Genomic DNA, 18,136 nt, shown 5'->3' on the forward strand with positions numbered 1-18,136 from the left:
TCCGGTCAGTTGAACAGGCCAAGGACGGTCTGGAACAGCGTCGCCGCCGTCTGAATCACCTTCGCGTTCGCCTGGTAAAGCTGCTGGTACTGCATCAGGTTGGCCGCTTCCTCGTTCTGGTTCACGCCCGACACCGACTGCTGTGCCTGCGTGATCTGACCGACCAGCGCGGTCTGCGCGGTGCTCGACGATTTCAGCTGCGTCGCCGTGTTGCCGATGCCGTTGACGTAGGTCGCGTACGCGCCCGTGAGGGTCGTCGTGCCGCCGCCGAGCGCCTTCGCATTGACGAGTTGCGACAGCGCCCGTGCATTGGAGCCGTCGCTGGTGCCGCCGGCGTACGGCCCGATCGTGAACGAATCGCCGGTCGCCGGCGCGCCGGACAGCGACACGCTCACGCCGTTGAGTGCGCCCGCGGCCGTCCCCGACATCGTCATCGTCGCGCCGGACGCCGGGTCGTACGGGACGGTGTCCGTCGGATTCACGATGGTCACCGTCGTCGGCGGCGTCGTCCCGACCGTCACCGTCGTGCCGACCGGGAAGCCCGTCAGCGTCTTTGCCGTCGCGTCGAAGGTCAGCTTGGTCGTCGGCACCTGATAGCCCGAGGTCACGCCGCCCAGCGTGATCTTGCCCGTGCCCGTGTTGGTGCTCGCCGCCGACGTGACGGCCGGCGACGCGGCCGCGATCGCCGAGAAGCTCGTCGTCGCAAGGCCGAAGCCGTTCAGCGCGCCGCGCGTCGGCAGCACGGTGAACTTGTCGCCCGGCTGCATCTGCGTGCCGGTCGCGGCCGAGAAGTTCAGCCCGCCGAGCGAAACCGGCATCGGGCCCGCCTTCTGGTCGACCACCGCGCCGCTCGCGCGGTCGGTCAGCGTGTAATTCGCGCCGTCGAACGAGAGCGTATAGTCGCTCGTCGTCGGCCGCGACGCGTTCGCGAACGACACCGACAGCGACGCGTTGCCGGTATTCCCCTGGGTCGCGTACACGGTCGGCGACGGCACGTTGAACAGGTTGCCGCCCGGATTGCCCGACAGGTCGATGCCGAGCGCGTTCTGCGCGTTGACCTGCGCGGCGAAGCTGGTCGCGATCGCGCCGAGCTGCGCCTGCGCGGGGTCGAGTGTCTGGCTGCGGAATGCGAGCAGGCCGCCGAGCGTGCCGCCCGACAGCGACGAATCGGGCAACGCCTGGTTCGGCCCCTGCGGGTTCGCGCCGGCGATGCCCTGCGACACGACGGTCAGCTCGCTCGGATCCGACGGCGACGAGACGGTCGCGAGCTGGTAGCTCTTGTCGGCGACGACGAGCGGCTGGCCGCCCGCGAGGAACAAGCTGTAGCCGCCCTCGTTGCGCACGACCTGGACGCCGGCGAGGCTCGACAGGTTCGACACGGCGAGGTCGCGCTGGTCCATCAGCTGGTTCGGCGGCTGGCCCTGGCTGCTCGCCGCCGAGATCTGCTGGTTCAGCTCGGCGATCTGAGCGGTGTACGTGTTGATCTGCGACACCGTGCTGGTGAGCTGGGTGTTCACGCTCTGGCGCAGCGCGTCGTACTGCTGGCCGGCCGCGTTGATCTGGTTGGCCAGCGTCTGCGCGTTGCTGATCGCGGTTTGCCGCACGGACGGGTCGGACGCGTTGTTCGCGACGTTCTGCAGGCCGGTGAAGTAGCTCGTGATCGCGGTCGAGATGCCGGCCGTCGGGCTACCGATGTAGTTGTTCAGCTGCGCGACGAGCGTGTACCAGGTCGACAGCGCGCTGCCCTGCGTCTGCGCGGTGTTCAACTGGTCGCTCAGGTACTGGCTGTACTGCCGCTGCACGGTGACGGTGTTCACGCCTTGCGGCATGTAGCCGCTGCCCGTGTACTGGCCGCTCGCTTCGGCATACACGGGCCGCTCGACCGAATAGCCGGGCGTCGCGGCGTTGCTGATGTTGTTGCCGGTCGTCGTGAGGCCCCAGAGCGCGGCATTCAGGCCGCTGACGCCGAGGTTCATGAGTGTGTTGGACATGCGCGATCCTGATGAGCCGGCCGCGCGTTGCGGCCGCCGGGTTGCGTGACTCCCGGTATAACGGCCGCGGATCGAAAAAATTGAGGAAAAAATGCACGCGCGGCGCACGAGCGTGCGTCGCCGTCGGAAGCGGCCGGCACGAGGCGCCGGCGCCGCCGCGTGGGCCGCCCGTGGGGGCCGCCCGCTGGGGCGCGTCAGGCCCGCACGAGCGAGCGGCGCTTCATTTCGAGCTGCGTGATCAGCCGCTGCAGCGTGTTCTCCGCGCTGCCCGGCAGCGACATGTAGCGGAAGCCGAGCTGGTAGCGCCGCGCGCCGTTCGGCATCTGCGTCGAACGCTGCGACACGAGCTGCAGGTCGAGCGACAGCTTGCCGTGGCCCGTCAGCTCGAGCTCGACGTCCGGCAGCAGCGTGCCGACCTCGAGCGCCTCGACGCGCTCGTCGGCCGTACGCAGCCCCACGCCGCCGAGCGACAGGTTGTGCACCTCGAACAGGAAGCTTTCGCCGTCCGGCAGCTTGCCGCGGCACAGGAACGGATCGACGATCGGCGCGTCGACGCGGAAATATTCGCGGCGCTGGATGCAGACCAGCACGTCGGGGAAATCGGCGACGAACGCGGGCAGCCCCTCGTAGCGCGTCTCGCGCGGCGTGCCCGTGGTGAATTCGACGCGCACGCCCTCCGGCGCGGCCGCGAACGTGCAGTGCGACGCGCCCAGGATGCCGGCGTTCTGCTCGGACAGCGCGCCCCAGTCGAACGTGAACGTCCGCGCGCCGACGTCGACCTCGAGCAAACGCGTGACGAGCTGGCCGCCCGGGTACTGGACGGTCAGGAAATCGCCGCGATTCACCAGGTTGCGCAGCTGCACGCCGATTTCCAGCGGATTGCGGCGGGCATAGTCGGGCCCGGAGTGGCCTGCATCCAGGCTGGGGTCCGTCGACGTTTCGATATTCATGGCTAGCCGGTCTTTCTTGTCATGGGCGCCCGGGGCAACCGGTGCGCAATAAAACCGGGCCAGAACGGGGGCCCGGTCGCAGGTCTCTCACACTTAGCGGCAGTGCTGACCGAAAGTTTAGATCGAAACGGCCATTTATTTGTCGCAAACGTTGAAACCGCGCGCGGCAAGGTGCCGGGCGCGGTCCGAAGGGGTCGATCGGTGGCGGGCGGGCCGTCAGCCGATCTGCTGCATGATCGAGATCAGCTTCTTCGCGTAATTCGGGTCGGTCGCGTAGCCGGCCTTCTGCATCCCGTGCGCGAAGCCTTCGACGCTGCGGCTCGCGCTGAGCACGCCCGCGTAGCGCGGGTTGTTCTTCAGCAGGTTCGCGTAGTCGGTCATCGCGTGCTCGTACGAGTCGTACGCGCGGAACTTCGCGACCACGCGGCGCGGCGTGCCGTTCACGTATTCGGTGGTCAGCGCCGACACGGTGCGGCCGGTCCAGCCCTTGTTCGCCTTGATGCCGAACACGTTGTAGCTGGTCGAGCCGTCCGTCGCGCGGATCTCGCGCTTGCCCCAGCCCGATTCGAGCGCGGCCTGGCCGACGATGAACCGCGCCGGGATGCCGGTCGTCGCGCTGGCCGCCTGCGCGGGGCCCGCGAGCCGGTCGACGAACGCGTCCGCGTCGCGCACGCCGCTCGCGCCCTTGAGCGGCGGCGTCAGCGCGCTGCCGGCCGAATAGCCGCGCGCGCCGGCAAGGCCGCCGTTGTTCGCCGCGTTCGCATAGGCCTTCGCCATCGCGTTCATCGCGGCGAGGCCGCCTTCGTTGCCGGCCGTGCCGAGGCCGCCCGCGCCCATGCCGCCCATGCCGCCCGCGCCAACGTCCGCCGCGCCGCCGCCGGCGCCGACGCCCGCGTTGCGCAGCAACTGCTTCATCAGCGCGTCGGCCACGCCGATCCCGCGCGTCGACATCTGCTGCGCGAGCTGCTGGTCGAGCATCGACGTGTACATCTTCGACGTGTGCGAATCGAGCAAGCCGCCGTCGGGCGTTGCGTCGCGCATGCTCTTGAGCATCATCTGCGTGAACATCGCGTCGAACTGGCCGGCGACGGCCTTCGCGCCGGCCTGCGGCGACTGCTTCGCCTGCGCGCGCAGCGCATCGAAACCCTGCACGTCGAGCGCGAAGCGCTGCGTGAGGTCGTTTGCGTTGGGGAGCGTGGCTGCCATTTAAATCACCTCCAGGTCGGCGCGCAGCGCGCCGGCCGCCTTCATCGCCTGCAGGATCGACATCAGGTCCGCGGGCGTCGCGCCGAGCGTGTTCAGCGCCTTCACGACGTCGGCGAGATTCGCGCCGGCCGTCACCATCTTCAGCGCGCCGTTGTCCTGCTTCAACTGGATCTGCGACTGCTGCGCGACCACCGTCTGCCCGTTCGAGAACGGCCCCGGCTGCGACACCACCGGCTGCGTGTTGACGACCACCGACAGGTTGCCGTGCGCGACCGCGCAGCTTTGCAGCGTGACCATCTGGTTCATCACGATCGAGCCGGTGCGCGCGTTCAGGATCACCTTGGCCGCGGCCTTGTCCGGGCTCACGTCGAGGTTCTGCAGCCGCGCCATGAACGCGACCTGCTGCGCGGAATCGGCCGGCGCCGCGAGCTGGATCGTGCGGCCGTCGAGCGCCGTCGCGGTGCCCGGGCCGAAGCTCGCGTTGACTGCGGACACGATGCGCTGCGCGGTGCCGTAGTCCATGTCGTTCAGTTGCAGTTGCAGCACGCCGTTCATCTGCGCGACCGCGTTCGGCACCGCGCGCTCGACGATCGCGCCGCCGACGATCCGGCCGGCCGCGAGCTGGTTCACCTGCACGCGGCTGCCGTTCGCGCTGGCGCCCGCGCCGCCGACCGCCATGTTGCCCTGCGCGAGCGCGTACACCTGGCCGTCCGCGCCTTTCAGCGGCGTGAGCAGCAGCGTGCCGCCGCGCAGGCTCTTCGCGTTGCCGAGCGACGACACGGTGACGTCGAGCGCCTCGCCGGGCCGCGCGAACGGCGGCAGCGTGGCCGTCACCATCACGGCCGCGACGTTCTTCAGCTGCATGTTGTTCAGCGACGACGGGCCGCCGTTGGCCGAACCGTTGTTGATCGAGATGCCGAGGTTCGCGAGCATGTTCGCGAGCGTCTGCGTCGTGAACGGCGTCTGCATCGTCTGGTCGCCCGTGCCGTCGAGGCCGACGACGAGGCCATAGCCGATCAGCGGGTTGTCGCGCACGCCCTGGATCTGCGCGAGATCCTTCAGGCGTTCCGCGTGCGCGGGCGCGGCGCCGAGCACGCACGCGGCGGCCACCGCCGCGAACGCGACGGCGAGCCGCGCGGCCGTGTGCGCGCGGGCCGACAGGCGGCTGAACAGGGTCGTTCGCATCGTCATCACCACGGCGCGATGTTGAGGAAGAAGCGCTGCAGCCAGCCCATCGTCTCGGCTTCGTTGATGTAGCCCTTCGACGAGTATTCGATCTTCGCGTCGGCGACCTGCGTCGAATAGACGGAGTTCGCGCCCGAGATCGTGTTCGGGTTGACGACCCCCGAGAAGCGCACGAATTCGTTGCCCTGGTTGATCAGCATCTGCTTTTCGCCGCTCACCACGAGGTTGCCGTTCGGCAGCACGCCCGTGACGGTCACCGTGATCGTGCCGTTGAACGTGTTCGCCGCGCTCGCGCCGCCGGTGGCCGCGAACTTGTTCGCGCCGGTCGCCGACAGGTTCGCCTTCGCGAACAGCCCGCCGAGAAAGCCGGCCGTCGGCACGTTGAAATCGGTGTTGCCCTGCCGGTTCGTGTTCGCGCCCGACGACTTGGTCGCGTTGATGTTCTCCGCGATCATGATCGTCAGGATGTCGCCGACGTTGCGCGGGCGCTGATCCTCGAACAGCGGCCGCCCCGCGAAGCCGGGGTTGTAGATCGAGCCGGGCGCCTGCATCGACATCGGCATCGGCGGCTGCGCCGTCATCGGCTGCTGGATGATCGGGTCGCGCGGAATCTGCGCGCAACCGGCGAGCGCCGCCACCACGACCGCGCAGGCGGCGCGGACGGTGGCTGACGAGGGGAGGCGAACCTGCTTCATGGCGACGACGGGACTTCCGGTTAGCTCTTCATCTGCGTGACGGTCTGCAGCATCTGGTCGGACGTCGTCACGGCCTTGCTGTTGATCTCGTAGGCACGCTGCGTCTGGATCATGTTGACGAGTTCCTGCACGACGTTCACGTTCGACGCCTCGACGTAGCCCTGGTTGAGCACGCCCGCGCCGTTCAGCCCCGGCTGCGACACGTTCGGCGCGCCCGACGACGTCGTTTCCGCGAACAGGTTCTCGCCCTTCGCCTCGAGGCCGGCCGGGTTGATGAAGGTCGCGATCTGCAGCGAACCGATCTGCACCGCGTTGCTCGAGCCCGGCTGCGTGACCGACACGACGCCGTCCTTGCCGATCGTCAGCGACTGCGCGTTCTGCGGCACGGTGATCGCCGGCAGCACCTGGTAGCCGCTCGACGTGACGAGCTGGCCCTGCGCGTTGGTCTGGAACGAGCCGTCGCGCGTGTACGCGTTGGTGCCGTCCGGCATCAGCACCTGGAAGAAGCCCGCGCCGTTGATCGCGACGTCCTTCGAGTTGCCGGTCTGCGTGAGGCCGCCCTGCGTGTACAGGCGCTCGGTCGCGACCTGCTGCACGCCGGTGCCGAGCTGCAGGCCGGACGGCAGCTCGGTCTGCTGCGTCGAATTCGCGCCGGGCTGGCGGATGGTCTGGTACAGCAGATCCTCGAACACCGCGCGCGACGCCTTGAAGCCGTTCGTGCTGGTGTTCGCGAGGTTGTTCGAGATCACGTCCATCTGCGCCTGCTGCGCATTCATGCCGGTGGCGGCGATGTAGAGCGAACGGTTCATTTGAATCTTCTCCTGATAGCGAGGGCCGTGCCGCTCAGCTGAAATTGAGCAGCTGGTTCGCCGTCTGCTCGTTCTGGTCGGCCGTCTGGATCAGCTTCGACTGAAGCTGGAACGCGCGCGCGTTGTCGATCATCGCGACCATCGCGGTCACCGGGTTCACGTTGCTGCCTTCGAGCGAATTCGGCGTGACGACCACGTTCGGGTCGACGTCGGCCGGATTGCCGTCGGCGGTGCGGAACAGCCCGTCGTTGCCGCGCGTGAGCGTGGCCGGGTCGGGATTGACGAGCTTCATCTGGTCGACGATCGCGACGGCGGTGGGCGGGTCGCCCGGCATCAGCGCGGACACCGTGCCGTCCTTGCCGATCGTCACTTCCGCGTTCGGCGGCACCGAGATCGGGCCGCCGTTGCCGATCACCGGCAGGTTGCTCGCGTTCACGAGCTGGCCGTTCTCGTCGACGTGCAGGTTGCCGGCGCGCGTGTACGCCTCGCTGCCGTCGGCCGTCTGCACCGACAGCCAGCCGGCGCCCTGCACGGCCACGTCGAGCGGGTTGCCGGTGCGCGTGATCGGACCCGGCGCGTAATCGGCGCCGGGCGTGGACGCCAGCACGTAGGTGCGCGTCGTCGTCGGGTCGATGTTGCTGCCGTCGCCGAAATTCATCGGCACCGCGCGATACGTCGCGAGCTGCGCGCGAAAGCCCGTCGTCGACGCGTTCGCGAGGTTGTTCGCGACCACCGCCTGCTGGTCGAGCGACTGCGACGCGCCCGTCATCGCCGTATAGATCAGTCGGTCCATGGCTGCCGGTTATCCGCGCTTACAGGTTGATGAGCGTCTGGTCGACGGTCTGCTGCGTCTTGATCGTCTGCGCGTTCGCCTGGTAGTTGCGCTGCGCGGTGATCAGGTTGACGAGCTGCGCCGTCAGATCGACGTTCGAGTTCTCGAGCGCGCTGCCCTGCAGCGTGCCGTGGTTCGTGCTGCCCGGCGCCGACACCTGCGGCACGCCCGACGCCGACGATTCGGCGTACTGGTTGCCGCCGAGGTTCACCAGCCCGTTCGGGTTGTTGAAGTTCGCGATCGCGATCTGGCCCAGCACGGCGGTCTGGCCGTTCGAGTAGTTGCCGGTCAGCTTGCCGTCGGCGCCGATCGTGTAGGTCGTCAGCGTGCCGCTCGCGTAGCCGTCCTGCGCGAGGTTGTTCACGCCGTTCTTGCCGCCGTACTGCGTCGTGCCGGTCAGGTTGAGCGTCAGTTGTTGCGGCGTCGTGGAGCCGTCGGTGGTCGGCACCGTGAAGTCGAACTGGCCGAGCGACGTGGTCGGCGTGGTCGAGCCCGGCAGCGTCGTGCTCTTGATCGCGCCCGACGAATCGAAGGTGATCGTGCCGAGGTCGGTCGGGGTCGCGGCGCCCTGCACGTTCGCATACGCTTCCCACGTGCCGGCCGCCGACTTCACGAAGTACATGTTCACCGCTTGCGAGCCGCCGAGCGAGTCGTACACCTGGATCGACGTCGAATAGTTGTACGTCGTGTTGTCGTTCGGGTCGAACGGCGTCTTGGCCGGCACCTTGTCCTGCGAGTTCAGGTTGAACTGGCCGGTGATCTTGGTCGTCGCGGTCGGCGCGATGTTGCTGGTCGGCGCCTGCAGCGGCACGGTCTGCGCGGTGTTGATCACGCCGCCGCCGTTGGCCGCGTAGCCCATCAGGTTACGGCCCTGCGAGTCGATGATGAAGCCGTTCTTGTCGCGCTGGAACGTGCCGTCGCGCGAGTACGTCGTCACGCCGTTGTTCGACATCTGGAAGAAGCCGTTGCCGTTGATCGCGACGTCGAGCGACGAGTTCGTCGTGTTGATCGTGCCCTGCCCGAAGTTCTGCTGCACCGCGTTCAGCGACGTGCCGATGCCGATCTGCGTGTTGACCGACGTCGCGACCGAGTTCGCGTACATGTCGGCGAATTGCGCGGTGCTCGACTTGAAGCCGACCGTGTTCGCGTTCGCGATGTTGTTGCCGATCACGTCGAGCGCGTTCGATGCGCCGGCGAGGCCGCTCAGACCCTGTTGATAACCCATTTCGGTCTCCGTTAGGAAAAAGCTCGATCAATCAGTTGGTGGTGGTGTCGCCGGACGAGGACGACTTCGTGTTCGGGAAGATCGACGCAACCTGGGTGAGCCCCACCGTCGTGCCGTTCGACAGCACGAGCCCGGCGGTGCCGTCCGCCTGCTTGATCACGCTCTGCACCGTCGCGGCCGCGAGCACGGTCGGCGCATACGTCTTGCCGTCGCTGCCCGTGTACTGCGCGCTCACGGTGTAGGTGCCGTCGGGCAGCGCGTTGCCGGCCGCGTCCGTCGGCGTCCAGTTGAACGGCACGGTGCCGGCCGACTGCTTGCCCGCGTCGATCGTGTTGACGACGGCGCCCGTCTTGTCCTTCACGGTGATCGTCAGGTTCGACACGTCGTTCGCGAGCGACACGCCGAACGGCGACGCCGCGCCGCTCTTCACGCCGACGCTGTTGCCCGGCGCGAGCACGTTGGTGCCGATCAGCAGCGCAGCCTGCGTCTGCTGGCCGGCCGCGAGCTGCGACGACAGCGACGTGAGCGACGTGTTCAACTGCGCGATGCCGCTCACCGTGTTGATCTGCGCGAGCTGCGACGTCATCTGCGAACTGTCGACGGGGCTCGTCGGATCCTGGTTCTGCAACTGCGTGACGAGCAGCTTCAGGAACGTCGCCTGCAGGTCGCTCGCCGACGTGCCGTTGGTCGACGACACTTTGTTGGTGTTCATCGTGTCGGTCGGCAGCGTCGACACGTTGGTGCCGTTGCTGCCGATCGTCGTGTTGGAGGAAGTCATCCTGGGTGGCCTTCTGTCGGAACTGTCGGTGTCGGGTCGGTCGGGTCGGCGGCGCGCGGCTTACGAGCCGATCGTCAGCGTCTTGAGCATCAGCGTCTTCGCGGTGTTCAGCGTCTCGACGTTGGCCTGGTACGAGCGCGACGCCGAGATCATGTTCACCATCTCCTGCACCGGATCGACGTTCGGCATCTGCACGTAGCCGTTCGCGTCGGCGGCCGGGTTCGCCGGGTCGTAGGTCGATTTCATCGGCGACGGGTCGTCCATCACCTTCGTCACGCGCACGCCGCCCACGCCCTGGCCGGACGCGGTGCGCGCGCCGCCCATCGGGTCGGTCGCGAACACGACCTGCTTGGCCTTGTACGGCTTGCCGTCGGGGCCGGTCGCGCTGTCGGCGTTCGCGAGGTTCGACGCGGTCACGTTCAGGCGCTGCGATTGCGCGGACAGCGCCGAACCGGCGACGCCGAAGATGTTCATCAACGAAGGCATGGAGGCTCCTTGTGCTTGGGTCCGGGTCCGGATTCGGAAGCGGCGCTTACGAGTTCGTCGAGATCGCGGCGATCATCGCCTTGATCTGCTGGGTCATCACGGTCATCCCGGTTTCGTAGTGCAGCGCGTTGTTCGCGAACTGCACGCGCTCGACGTCGAGATCGACCGTGTTGCCGTCGAGCGACGGCTGCAGCGGCATCCGGTATTGCGCGCGGCCGTAGTCGTCCGACGGGCCGCCGGTCGGAATCAGCTTCGCGGTGCCGGCCATGTGGCCCGGCGCCGTCGACACCATCGACATGCCGCTCGTCACGCCCGCCGGCTGCGCCATCGGCAGTGGCGCGGCGTTGCTCGGCGCGAGGCCGCCGCCCGTCTGCTTGAGCGAGCGCGCGAGCGTCGACGCGAAATCGACGTCGCGGGCCTGGTAGCCGGGCGTGTCGGCGTTCGCGATGTTCGACGACAGCAGTTCCTGCCGGTAGGCGCGCACGTCGAGCGCCTGTCGGCCGAACGCGAATTCCGCATCGAGTTTGTCCAGCATGTGTGCGTCTCTCCGTATGAAGCGCTGCACGCCCCTCGCGCCGGATGGCGGCCCGAGCGGCTTTTTTCCATGACAGCGATGGTAGGCGCGGGACGCAACCGGCAATCGGGCGAATAACGCGGCAAAGGCCCCCTCTATTCATCGTTTGCGCGACGCTCGCGCTCCCTAGAATGCGAAGCGGATCAACGGATCGAGGACACGGCGATGACGGGCGGCGCACTTCGCGACAGGAACGGGCGGCTCACGCACGTCCGGCGTGCATTCGCGCTCGCCGCGGCGCTGTGGATCGCCGCGCCCGCCGTGCACGCGGACGACGGGATGATCGTGATTCCCGGACGCGGCGAGACGGCCGAAACCGCGCTCGCGCACGCCAACGCGGCGAGCGGCGGGCAGTTCGGCGCGAATGCGGGCGCCGCTTCCGCTTCGGGCGCGCAGCGCGCGGCCGGCGGAGCGAGCGCCGCGACCGGCGCCGGCTACGCGGCGCAACCGGCCGGCCAGATGGTCGTGACGAGCGTGCCGCCGCCGGCCGCCGCGCCGGCTCCCGCGCCGGTCCCCGTCTACGCAGCCCGCGCGAACGCCGGGTACGGCACGTCGCCGCGTGCGGCGGACCCGGCCGCCATCGCGACGGTCGTCGCCGGCACGGCCGAGCCGGCATCGAATGCCGCGCGGCCGGCGCCGCCACCGGCAGCATCGGCCCGCCTCGCGGCTGCCCGCGCCGCGTCGGTCGCGGCGGCGCCGCGCACGGCGGCCGCCTCCGCCCACCCGGCCCCGGCTGCCGCCACGTCTCCGCCCGCGACGCCGCCCGGCCAGCAAGATCCCGAAACGATCCGGCGCGCGGCCCTCGCGTTCCTGCAGCAGCAGATCGCCGGCCTGCCCGGCAAGACCACCGCGACGGTCACGACCGCCTTTCCGCGCGGGCTCGCCGCGTGCACGACGCTCGAACCGTTCCTGCCGACCGGCGCGCGCCTGTGGGGCCGCACGACGGTCGGCGTGCGCTGCGCGGGCGAGCGGCCGTGGACCGTCTACCTGCAGGCGAAGGTCGCCGTGCAGGCTACCTATTACGTCGCCGCGCGCCAGATCGCGCCCGGCGAGCCGCTCTCCGCGGCCGATCTCGTCGCGCGCGACGGCGACCTGACGGTGCTGCCGCTCGCGGTGATCACCGATCCGGCGCAGGCGATCGGCGCGACCGCGCTCGCGCGCATCTCGGCCGGGCTGCCGCTGCGGCAGGACATGCTGAAGAGCGCGGCGTCGGTGTCGGCCGGCCAGACGGTGCGGGTCGTCGCGGCCGGCCCCGGCTTCACGATTTCGGCCGAGGGCAGCGCGCTCGCGAATGCGGCGCCCGGCCAGTCGGTGCGGGTGCGGATGGCGGCGGGCCAGATCGTCACGGCGATCGTCAAGGACGCCGGCACCGTGGAAATTCCGCTGTAGGGACGGATCGGCCGCAAAAATGTAAAGAATTGTTTATTCGGAGCCTGTCGGGCTCGCGATGCTAAAGTTCGGGCCGACCCGGCCGTTATCTGGGTCAAACCGTACAGGAAACCCATCGTGAAGATCGATTCCACTCCGAAACCGAGCCCCCTCGCGCCGACCGGCAACGGCGCGGCCCGTGCGCCGTCCGGCACGGACCAGCCGTCCGCACCGGCAGCCGACGCAGGATCGACCGGCGGCGACGCGACCGTGAATCTGTCGGGTCTGTCCGGCCAGTTGCGTTCGGTGTCCGCATCGGGCGACGCCGATATCGACGCGGGCCTGGTCCAGTCGATCAAGGACGCGCTGAACGACGGCACGCTGACGATCGACGCGAACAAGATTGCCGACGGCGTATTGAACACCGCCCGCGAACTGCTGCAGCAGCAGCGTCCGGGCAGCTAATCCCCGGCCTCGTGGCCGGGTCACCCCGGTTTGCCGGCGCGCGCAGCACTGCGCGCACCGGCGTGACGAGCATGACGCGATGAGAGAAGAGCTGCTGGCCACGGTCAACGACGAACACGCGACGGTCGAGGCGTTCGCGTCCCTGCTCGTCTACGAGGAAAAGGCGCTGACGACGGCCGAGCCGCTCGAGATGCTGCCCGGGATCGTCGAGAAGAAAAGCGCGCTGATCGACCGGCTCGCGCAGCTCGAACGCATGCGCGACACGCAGCTTTCCGCACTCGGCTTTCCGGCCGGCAAGAAAGGCATGGACCAGGCGGCCGAGCGCGATACGCGCCTCGCGAGCCGCTGGCAACTGCTGCAGCAGGCCGCCGAACGCGCGCGCCAGGCCAATGCGAACAACGGGATGCTGATCCGGATCCGGATGGACTACAACGAGCGCGCGCTCGCGGTGCTGCGCTCGGCGCCCGCGCCAGCCGGCGTGTACGGCCCCGACGGGCGCGTGTCGGCGCTCACGCGCTGACCGGCCGGCGTCGCGCCGCGCGGCCGCCCCGCGGCCGCGCTCCCTGCTTTCCCCTTCGTTACAACAGCGGACACGCGGTGACCTGCGTGCCGCGTTCCACGCACAGCCGCTCGTAGTCGCGCAGGTACGCGCGCTCGGCGTCGTCCAGCAGATCGAGATCGATCAGGTCCCAGTCGTAGCCGACCGTCACGATGTTCTCGAACGTCACCGTGCCCGGCTGCGCGTCGTCCGGCCGCACGATCACGATGTTCTCGATCCGCACGCCGCCCTTGCCCGGCAGGTAGATGCCCGGCTCGACCGAAATCACCGCATTCGGCACCAGCCCGTACGTCGCGCCCGGCGCGAACCGCACGCCGCCCTCGTGCACGTGGATCCCGACGCCGTGCCCGGTGCCGTGGCCGAAATCGTGGCCATGATCGCGGCACACCTGGCGCACCAGCGCATCGACGTCGCCGCCCGTCGCCGTGGCCGGAAAGCGCGCGACGAGCCCCTTGATGCAGGCCTTCAGCGCGACCGTGTAGATCTCGCGCTGCCACGGCTGCGCGACCGTCTCCGGCCGCGTGCGGCGCAGCACGACGCGCGTGCAGTCCGTCGCGAAGCCGGCTTCGTAGTACGCGCCGCTGTCGAGCAGCACGAGCTCGCCCTCGGTCAGCTCGACGTCGGCGCTCGCCGCCGTGTAATGCGCGAACGCGCTGTTCGCGCCGTTCGCCGCGATCGACGGGAACGACAGCGCGACCGCCGAACGGGCGCCGTACGCGTCGTTGATCCTGCGCGCGAGGTCGTACTCGGTGTGGCGCACGCCCGGCTCGCCGGTCTTCGCCCAGCGCATCGTCTCGGCGATCGCCGCGGAGCTGCGCGCGAACGCGTCGCGGAAGCGCTCGAGCACCGCCGGCGTCTTGCTTGCCCGCATCGCCTCGACCGGGTTGAAATCGGCATGCCGCGCGTGCGGCCACACGCGCTTCACCGCGTCGACGAGCGCGCAGTTCACCGATTCGAAGCCGTAGCACACGTGCTCGACCGCGAACCGGGCGAGAAACCGTTCGAGCGCCGCGACGTCGCGCCGGATCACGTGCAGCGCCGGATACGAATCGAGCGCGACCTCGCAGCGGTCGCAGCCTTCCGGCAAGAACAGCGCCACCTGGCCGCCGATCGCGAACAGGAAGCCGAGGTGCGACGACGCATTCGGGATGTGATAGCCGCGGCTGTTCAGCAGATACGCGAGATCGTCCGACGCGCAGGTGAAGAACGCCGTCCTGCCGTCCGCCGCGCCGGTATGCGCGGCGAGCCGGCGGTTCAGCGCATCGAGGTTCTGCGCGACGCTCGCGCCGGTCATCGCGGCCGGAATCTCGAAGATCGGCCGCTCGACGCTCCAGCCCGGCAGCGCGATCGCGCGATCGATCTCGCGATCGGCGAAGCTCGCCCAGTCGAGCGACGCAGCCTGCGTCTGCTCGAACAGCCGGTCGCGCTGCGCGACGCTGATCCGCCGCGCGTCGTAGCCGACCCGCGCGAGCCGGCTCGCGTGCGCGAGCAGCCAGTCGGCCATCGCCTGCCAGATCGTCACGTCGATGCCGAGCTTCTCGACGCGCACGCGCGCCGGATCGCACTGCTCGTCGGCCTGGAAGTGATAGCGGCCGTCGACGAACAGCACGAACGGCGGCAGATCGAGCGCCTGCGCGGTCGCCGCGCTCAGAAAGATTCCGCAGCCGGCCGATCCGTCGAAACCGGACACCGCGTAGCGCGGGTTGTTGCCGCGCGGCAGGTATTCGGTCACGTATTCGTCCTGCGACGTGATCACCACCGCGTCGAGCCGCGCGGCATCGAGCAGGCGCGACAGGCCGGCCTGCGTGTCGGCGACGGACGCGTCGTACGGGGGAAGGCCGGAGAAGCTGTATTTCAGTCGATCGATCATCGGATGCCCGTTATTCGTTGCTGTCGGCGGCCGGAAGCATGTCGCGGCGTCGCGCCTGCCTGACGCGACACGTCGCCGCGGTTCAGGTCACGCACGGCACGACGCGCGGCCGCGGCCGCGCCGCCGTTCAGGCGGCAGGCCCACGGTAAAATTTTTGTCTCACTTAACTTTGTTTGATGCGCGACAGAATCTAGAGCACGCTGAAATCGAGGTCAAGCCAAAATTTTCGTAGCACTAAAATCGGCGCCCCGCCCGCGGATTCCGGCACAACGCCAATTCGGCCGGCGACGCCGCGCGGTACAATGCGCCGGCCCAGCCGCCGCCCCGCCCCGGCGGCCGCTTAGCCCCTTCGCCCGCGTCCCGACTCGTTGCCACACGAAAGAGATTCATGGATTCAGACCTCATGCGTATCGGCCAGCGCATTCGCCGCCTGCGCCGGGAAGCGAAGAAGACGCTGCTGGAAGTCGCGTCCGAAGCGAAACTGTCGGTGGGGTTCCTGTCGCAGGTCGAGCGTCATCTGACGGGCATCTCGCTGTCGTCGCTCGTCAACGTCGCGAAGGCGCTGGGCGTGCCGCTCGGCGCGCTGATCGACCAGCCGCGCCAGGCGCAGCCCGATTCGCACGAGGGCAGCCGCAGGCCGTACGCGCTCGACGCCGCGTCGCAGTGGTACGAGCGGCTGTCCACCACGTTCGACGGCAGCCAGATCAACGCGCTCAAGGTGCAGATGATGGAAGGCTACCGGTCCGAATGGGTCGCGCACGCCGGCGACGAATTCGTGTACGTGCTGGCCGGCCGCGTCCGCTACACGGTCGGCAAGAAGCATTACCCGCTGACGGCCGGCGACTCGCTGCACTTCGACGCGCGCAAGCGCCATCGCGTGGCCAACGTCGGCGACGGGCCGGCCGAGCTGATCACCGTCAGCACGCTGCCGCTGTTCGACGACAGCGGTGCGGAATGCGTGCCCGCGACGACGGATATCGGGCAGCCGGCCGCTGGCGCGCCGCGCGTGCGCGGCCGCGCGCCGGCGCCCGAACGGAATGGCCGCGACGCCGCCGCGGCACGGCCGTCGAGGGCCGGCGCAGCCGAAAGGAAGGGGACGGCGAAGGCGCGCGCCGCCGCCGCCGGCAAACGCCCGGCGGCCGCGACCCCGGCACGCAGGAAGAAACCGTAACGGCCGACGGGCGCGCACGCCCTGCGCGCTGTTCCGCGCCGCCTACTCGCCGATCGCGAGCGCCTGCGCGACAGCCTGGATCCGCGCGCGGTGCACGGCATCCTTGATCTTCTCCGTGTCGCTGCCGATGCCGCGCGCGATCGCGCCGGCGTCGACGCTGCGCGCCGCCGCGAGCGCGACGCGCAGCCGCTCGGCCTGCGGGTACGGCTGCGCCTCGAGCCCGAGCCGGCCGCGCGCATCCGATTCGCAAGCCTGCAGCAGCTCGGCGAAGCGCGCCGGCTTGCGCAGCGCGTCGCTGCGCTCGAAGAGCCGCACCAGCGCGGCCGCGCCCATTTCCATCACGCGATGCAGGTTGCCGTGCTCGCGCGCGACCACCAGCGCGAGATCGCGGCATTCGTTCGGCACGCGCAGCCGCTCGCACAACGGCTTGAGCAGTTCGACGCTGCGGCCTTCGTGGCCGACGTGGCGCGGCAGCACGTCCGCGGGCGTCGTTCCCTTGCCGAGATCGTGCGTGAGCGCCGCGAAGCGCACCGCCAGCGAATAGCCCTGCTTCGCCGCGTAGTCGACCACCATCATCACGTGCACGCCGGTGTCGACTTCCGGGTGGTAATCGGCGCGCTGCGGCACGCCCCACAGCGCGTCGACCTCGGGCAGGATGCGCGCGAGCGCGCCGCAGTCGCGCAGCACCGCGAACATCCGCGACGGCTTCGCCTCCATCAGCCCGCGCGCGATTTCCTGCCAAACGCGCTCGGGCACGAGCGCATCGACCTCGCCCGCGTCGACCATGCGCCGCATCAGCGCGAGCGTTTCGTCCGCGACCGTGAAATCCGCGAACCGCGCGGCAAAGCGCGCGATGCGCAGGATCCGCACCGGATCCTCGACGAACGCGTCGCTCACGTGCCGGAACACGCGCGCGCGCAGGTCGGCCTGCCCGTCGAACGGGTCGATCACCGGGCCGACCAGCGCGCCATCCGGGCTCACCTCGCGCGCCATCGCGTTGATCGTCAGGTCGCGCCGCGCGAGATCCTCGTCGAGCGTCACGTCCGGCGCGTAATGGAACTGGAAGCCGTGATAGCCGGCCGCCGTCTTGCGCTCGGTGCGCGCCAGCGCGTATTCCTCCTGCGTCCGCGGATGCAGGAACACCGGGAAATCCTTGCCGACCGGCCGGAAGCCCTGCGCGGTCATCTGCTCGGGCGTCGCGCCGACCACCACGTAGTCGCGGTCCTGCACCGGCACGCCGAGCAATTCGTCGCGGATCGCTCCGCCTACTGCGTAGATGTTCATCACTGGGGCTCGTATTCGGCGATCACGTTGGTTTCGCGGCGCGCGCCGTCGATCCACTGCCGCACCGCCGGCAGCGCCGTCACGCGCGCCGCATAGCCGGCGGCTTCCGGCGACAGCGCCGGCGCGTACGTGTTGAAGCGCATCACGACGGGCGCGTACATCGCGTCGGCAATGCCGAATTCGCCGAACAGGAACGGCCCGCCCGACGCCTCGATGCATTCGCTCCACAGCGCGTCGATGCGTGCGACGTCGGCGAGCGCTTCCGGCGTCGCGCCGCGCCCCGGCATCGACGCGCGGATGCTCATGCCCATCTGCGTGCGCAGCGCCGCGAAGCCCGAATGCATCTCGGCGGATATGCAGCGCGCATGCGCGCGCGCGCGCGGGTCGGCCGGCCACATCGGGAATTGCGGATAGCGCTCGGCGAGCGTCTCCGCGATCGCGAGCGAATCCCAGATCGCCGAGCCGTGATCGTCGACGAGGCACGGCACCTTGCCGGTCGGCGAGTATTCGCGGATGCGCGCGGCCGTGTCGTCGCGGCGCAGCTCGACCACGATCTCGTCGAACGGGATGCCGAAATGCACGAGCAGCAGCCACGGCCGCATCGACCACGACGAGTAGTTCTTGTCTCCAATGACGAGCTTCATGACGGGGTTCCCGAAAACGCGAAAAGGAAAAGAAAGGGGCCGGC

Annotated in this window: 18 protein-coding genes; 4 read left to right on the forward strand and 14 right to left on the reverse strand. The window is 69.3% G+C overall.

The genetic code is table 11. The features are described 5' to 3' along the window. Positions 1 to 5 precede the first annotated feature (5 nt). The 11 genes from flgK to flgB all read right to left on the reverse strand — a co-directional run bounded on the left by flgK (position 6) and on the right by flgB (position 10,692). Positions 6 to 1,991 (reverse strand): flagellar hook-associated protein FlgK, encoded by a 1,986-nt coding sequence (flgK, locus tag CFB35_RS15880; protein WP_059583895.1) that lies wholly within the window; start codon positions 1,989 to 1,991, stop codon positions 6 to 8. A 194-nt stretch (positions 1,992 to 2,185) separates the two neighbouring features. Next, on the reverse strand, positions 2,186 to 2,941 hold the full coding sequence (locus tag CFB35_RS15885) for a flagellar brake protein (RefSeq protein ID WP_089465224.1): 756 nt from the start codon (positions 2,939 to 2,941) through the stop codon (positions 2,186 to 2,188). Positions 2,942 to 3,157: 216 nt separating this feature from the next. Further along, positions 3,158 to 4,147 carry a flagellar assembly peptidoglycan hydrolase FlgJ gene (gene flgJ / locus CFB35_RS15890; RefSeq protein ID WP_089465225.1) on the reverse strand — a complete coding sequence of 330 codons (990 nt, stop codon included), beginning with the start codon at positions 4,145 to 4,147 and terminating at the stop codon, positions 3,158 to 3,160. After that, positions 4,148 to 5,332: a flagellar basal body P-ring protein FlgI gene (locus CFB35_RS15895; protein ID WP_059584032.1), complete on the reverse strand. Its 1,185-nt coding sequence runs from the start codon at positions 5,330 to 5,332 to the stop codon at positions 4,148 to 4,150. A gap of 5 nt (positions 5,333 to 5,337) precedes the next feature. Further along, positions 5,338 to 6,027, reverse strand: coding sequence for a flagellar basal body L-ring protein FlgH (gene flgH, locus CFB35_RS15900; RefSeq protein WP_089465226.1), 690 nt, complete (start codon positions 6,025 to 6,027; stop codon positions 5,338 to 5,340). Between the two features lie 20 nt (positions 6,028 to 6,047). Continuing rightward, positions 6,048 to 6,836 carry a flagellar basal-body rod protein FlgG gene (gene flgG / locus CFB35_RS15905; RefSeq protein WP_006485706.1) on the reverse strand — a complete coding sequence of 263 codons (789 nt, stop codon included), beginning with the start codon at positions 6,834 to 6,836 and terminating at the stop codon, positions 6,048 to 6,050. A gap of 34 nt (positions 6,837 to 6,870) precedes the next feature. Next, entirely contained in the window at positions 6,871 to 7,629 is a 759-nt protein-coding gene (flgF, locus tag CFB35_RS15910) for a flagellar basal-body rod protein FlgF (RefSeq protein WP_059583901.1), read from the reverse strand. A gap of 19 nt (positions 7,630 to 7,648) precedes the next feature. Beyond that, positions 7,649 to 8,893 (reverse strand): flagellar hook protein FlgE, encoded by a 1,245-nt coding sequence (gene flgE, locus CFB35_RS15915; protein WP_059583903.1) that lies wholly within the window; start codon positions 8,891 to 8,893, stop codon positions 7,649 to 7,651. Positions 8,894 to 8,924: 31 nt separating this feature from the next. Beyond that, a complete protein-coding gene (gene flgD, locus CFB35_RS15920; protein WP_059583904.1) occupies positions 8,925 to 9,671 on the reverse strand; it encodes a flagellar hook assembly protein FlgD in 747 nt (248 codons plus the stop codon). 60 nt (positions 9,672 to 9,731) lie between these two features. Next, positions 9,732 to 10,157 carry a flagellar basal body rod protein FlgC gene (gene flgC / locus CFB35_RS15925; RefSeq protein WP_006485701.1) on the reverse strand — a complete coding sequence of 142 codons (426 nt, stop codon included), beginning with the start codon at positions 10,155 to 10,157 and terminating at the stop codon, positions 9,732 to 9,734. Positions 10,158 to 10,203: 46 nt separating this feature from the next. Next, positions 10,204 to 10,692, reverse strand: coding sequence for a flagellar basal body rod protein FlgB (flgB, locus tag CFB35_RS15930; RefSeq protein ID WP_059583906.1), 489 nt, complete (start codon positions 10,690 to 10,692; stop codon positions 10,204 to 10,206). A gap of 204 nt (positions 10,693 to 10,896) precedes the next feature. Between flgB and flgA the strand changes: the two genes are divergently transcribed. The 3 genes from flgA to CFB35_RS15945 all read left to right on the forward strand — a co-directional run bounded on the left by flgA (position 10,897) and on the right by CFB35_RS15945 (position 13,084). Then, positions 10,897 to 12,120: a flagellar basal body P-ring formation chaperone FlgA gene (gene flgA / locus CFB35_RS15935; RefSeq protein ID WP_089465227.1), complete on the forward strand. Its 1,224-nt coding sequence runs from the start codon at positions 10,897 to 10,899 to the stop codon at positions 12,118 to 12,120. 117 nt (positions 12,121 to 12,237) lie between these two features. After that, on the forward strand, positions 12,238 to 12,564 hold the full coding sequence (flgM, locus tag CFB35_RS15940) for a flagellar biosynthesis anti-sigma factor FlgM (protein ID WP_059642451.1): 327 nt from the start codon (positions 12,238 to 12,240) through the stop codon (positions 12,562 to 12,564). A gap of 79 nt (positions 12,565 to 12,643) precedes the next feature. Beyond that, on the forward strand, positions 12,644 to 13,084 hold the full coding sequence (locus CFB35_RS15945; RefSeq protein ID WP_089465228.1) for a flagella synthesis protein FlgN: 441 nt from the start codon (positions 12,644 to 12,646) through the stop codon (positions 13,082 to 13,084). Positions 13,085 to 13,142: 58 nt separating this feature from the next. Here CFB35_RS15945 and CFB35_RS15950 read toward each other — a convergent pair whose 3' ends face one another. After that, on the reverse strand, positions 13,143 to 14,993 hold the full coding sequence (locus CFB35_RS15950) for a M24 family metallopeptidase (protein ID WP_089465229.1): 1,851 nt from the start codon (positions 14,991 to 14,993) through the stop codon (positions 13,143 to 13,145). A gap of 388 nt (positions 14,994 to 15,381) precedes the next feature. On the opposite strand from CFB35_RS15950, the gene CFB35_RS15955 reads away from it, so the two are divergent. Further along, positions 15,382 to 16,164 (forward strand): helix-turn-helix domain-containing protein, encoded by a 783-nt coding sequence (locus tag CFB35_RS15955; RefSeq protein WP_060966544.1) that lies wholly within the window; start codon positions 15,382 to 15,384, stop codon positions 16,162 to 16,164. A gap of 42 nt (positions 16,165 to 16,206) precedes the next feature. Here CFB35_RS15955 and CFB35_RS15960 read toward each other — a convergent pair whose 3' ends face one another. Both CFB35_RS15960 and CFB35_RS15965 read right to left on the reverse strand, forming a co-directional pair. After that, positions 16,207 to 17,448 (reverse strand): multifunctional CCA addition/repair protein, encoded by a 1,242-nt coding sequence (locus tag CFB35_RS15960; protein WP_089465230.1) that lies wholly within the window; start codon positions 17,446 to 17,448, stop codon positions 16,207 to 16,209. Beyond that, on the reverse strand, positions 17,448 to 18,092 hold the full coding sequence (locus CFB35_RS15965; protein ID WP_089465231.1) for a glutathione S-transferase family protein: 645 nt from the start codon (positions 18,090 to 18,092) through the stop codon (positions 17,448 to 17,450). Before CFB35_RS15965 ends, CFB35_RS15960 begins: the two co-directional genes overlap by 1 nt. Positions 18,093 to 18,136 lie beyond the last annotated feature (44 nt).

Origin of the sequence: Burkholderia sp. AU16482 (assembly GCF_002223285.1) — a bacterium.
GTDB lineage: Bacteria > Pseudomonadota > Gammaproteobacteria > Burkholderiales > Burkholderiaceae > Burkholderia > Burkholderia semiarida.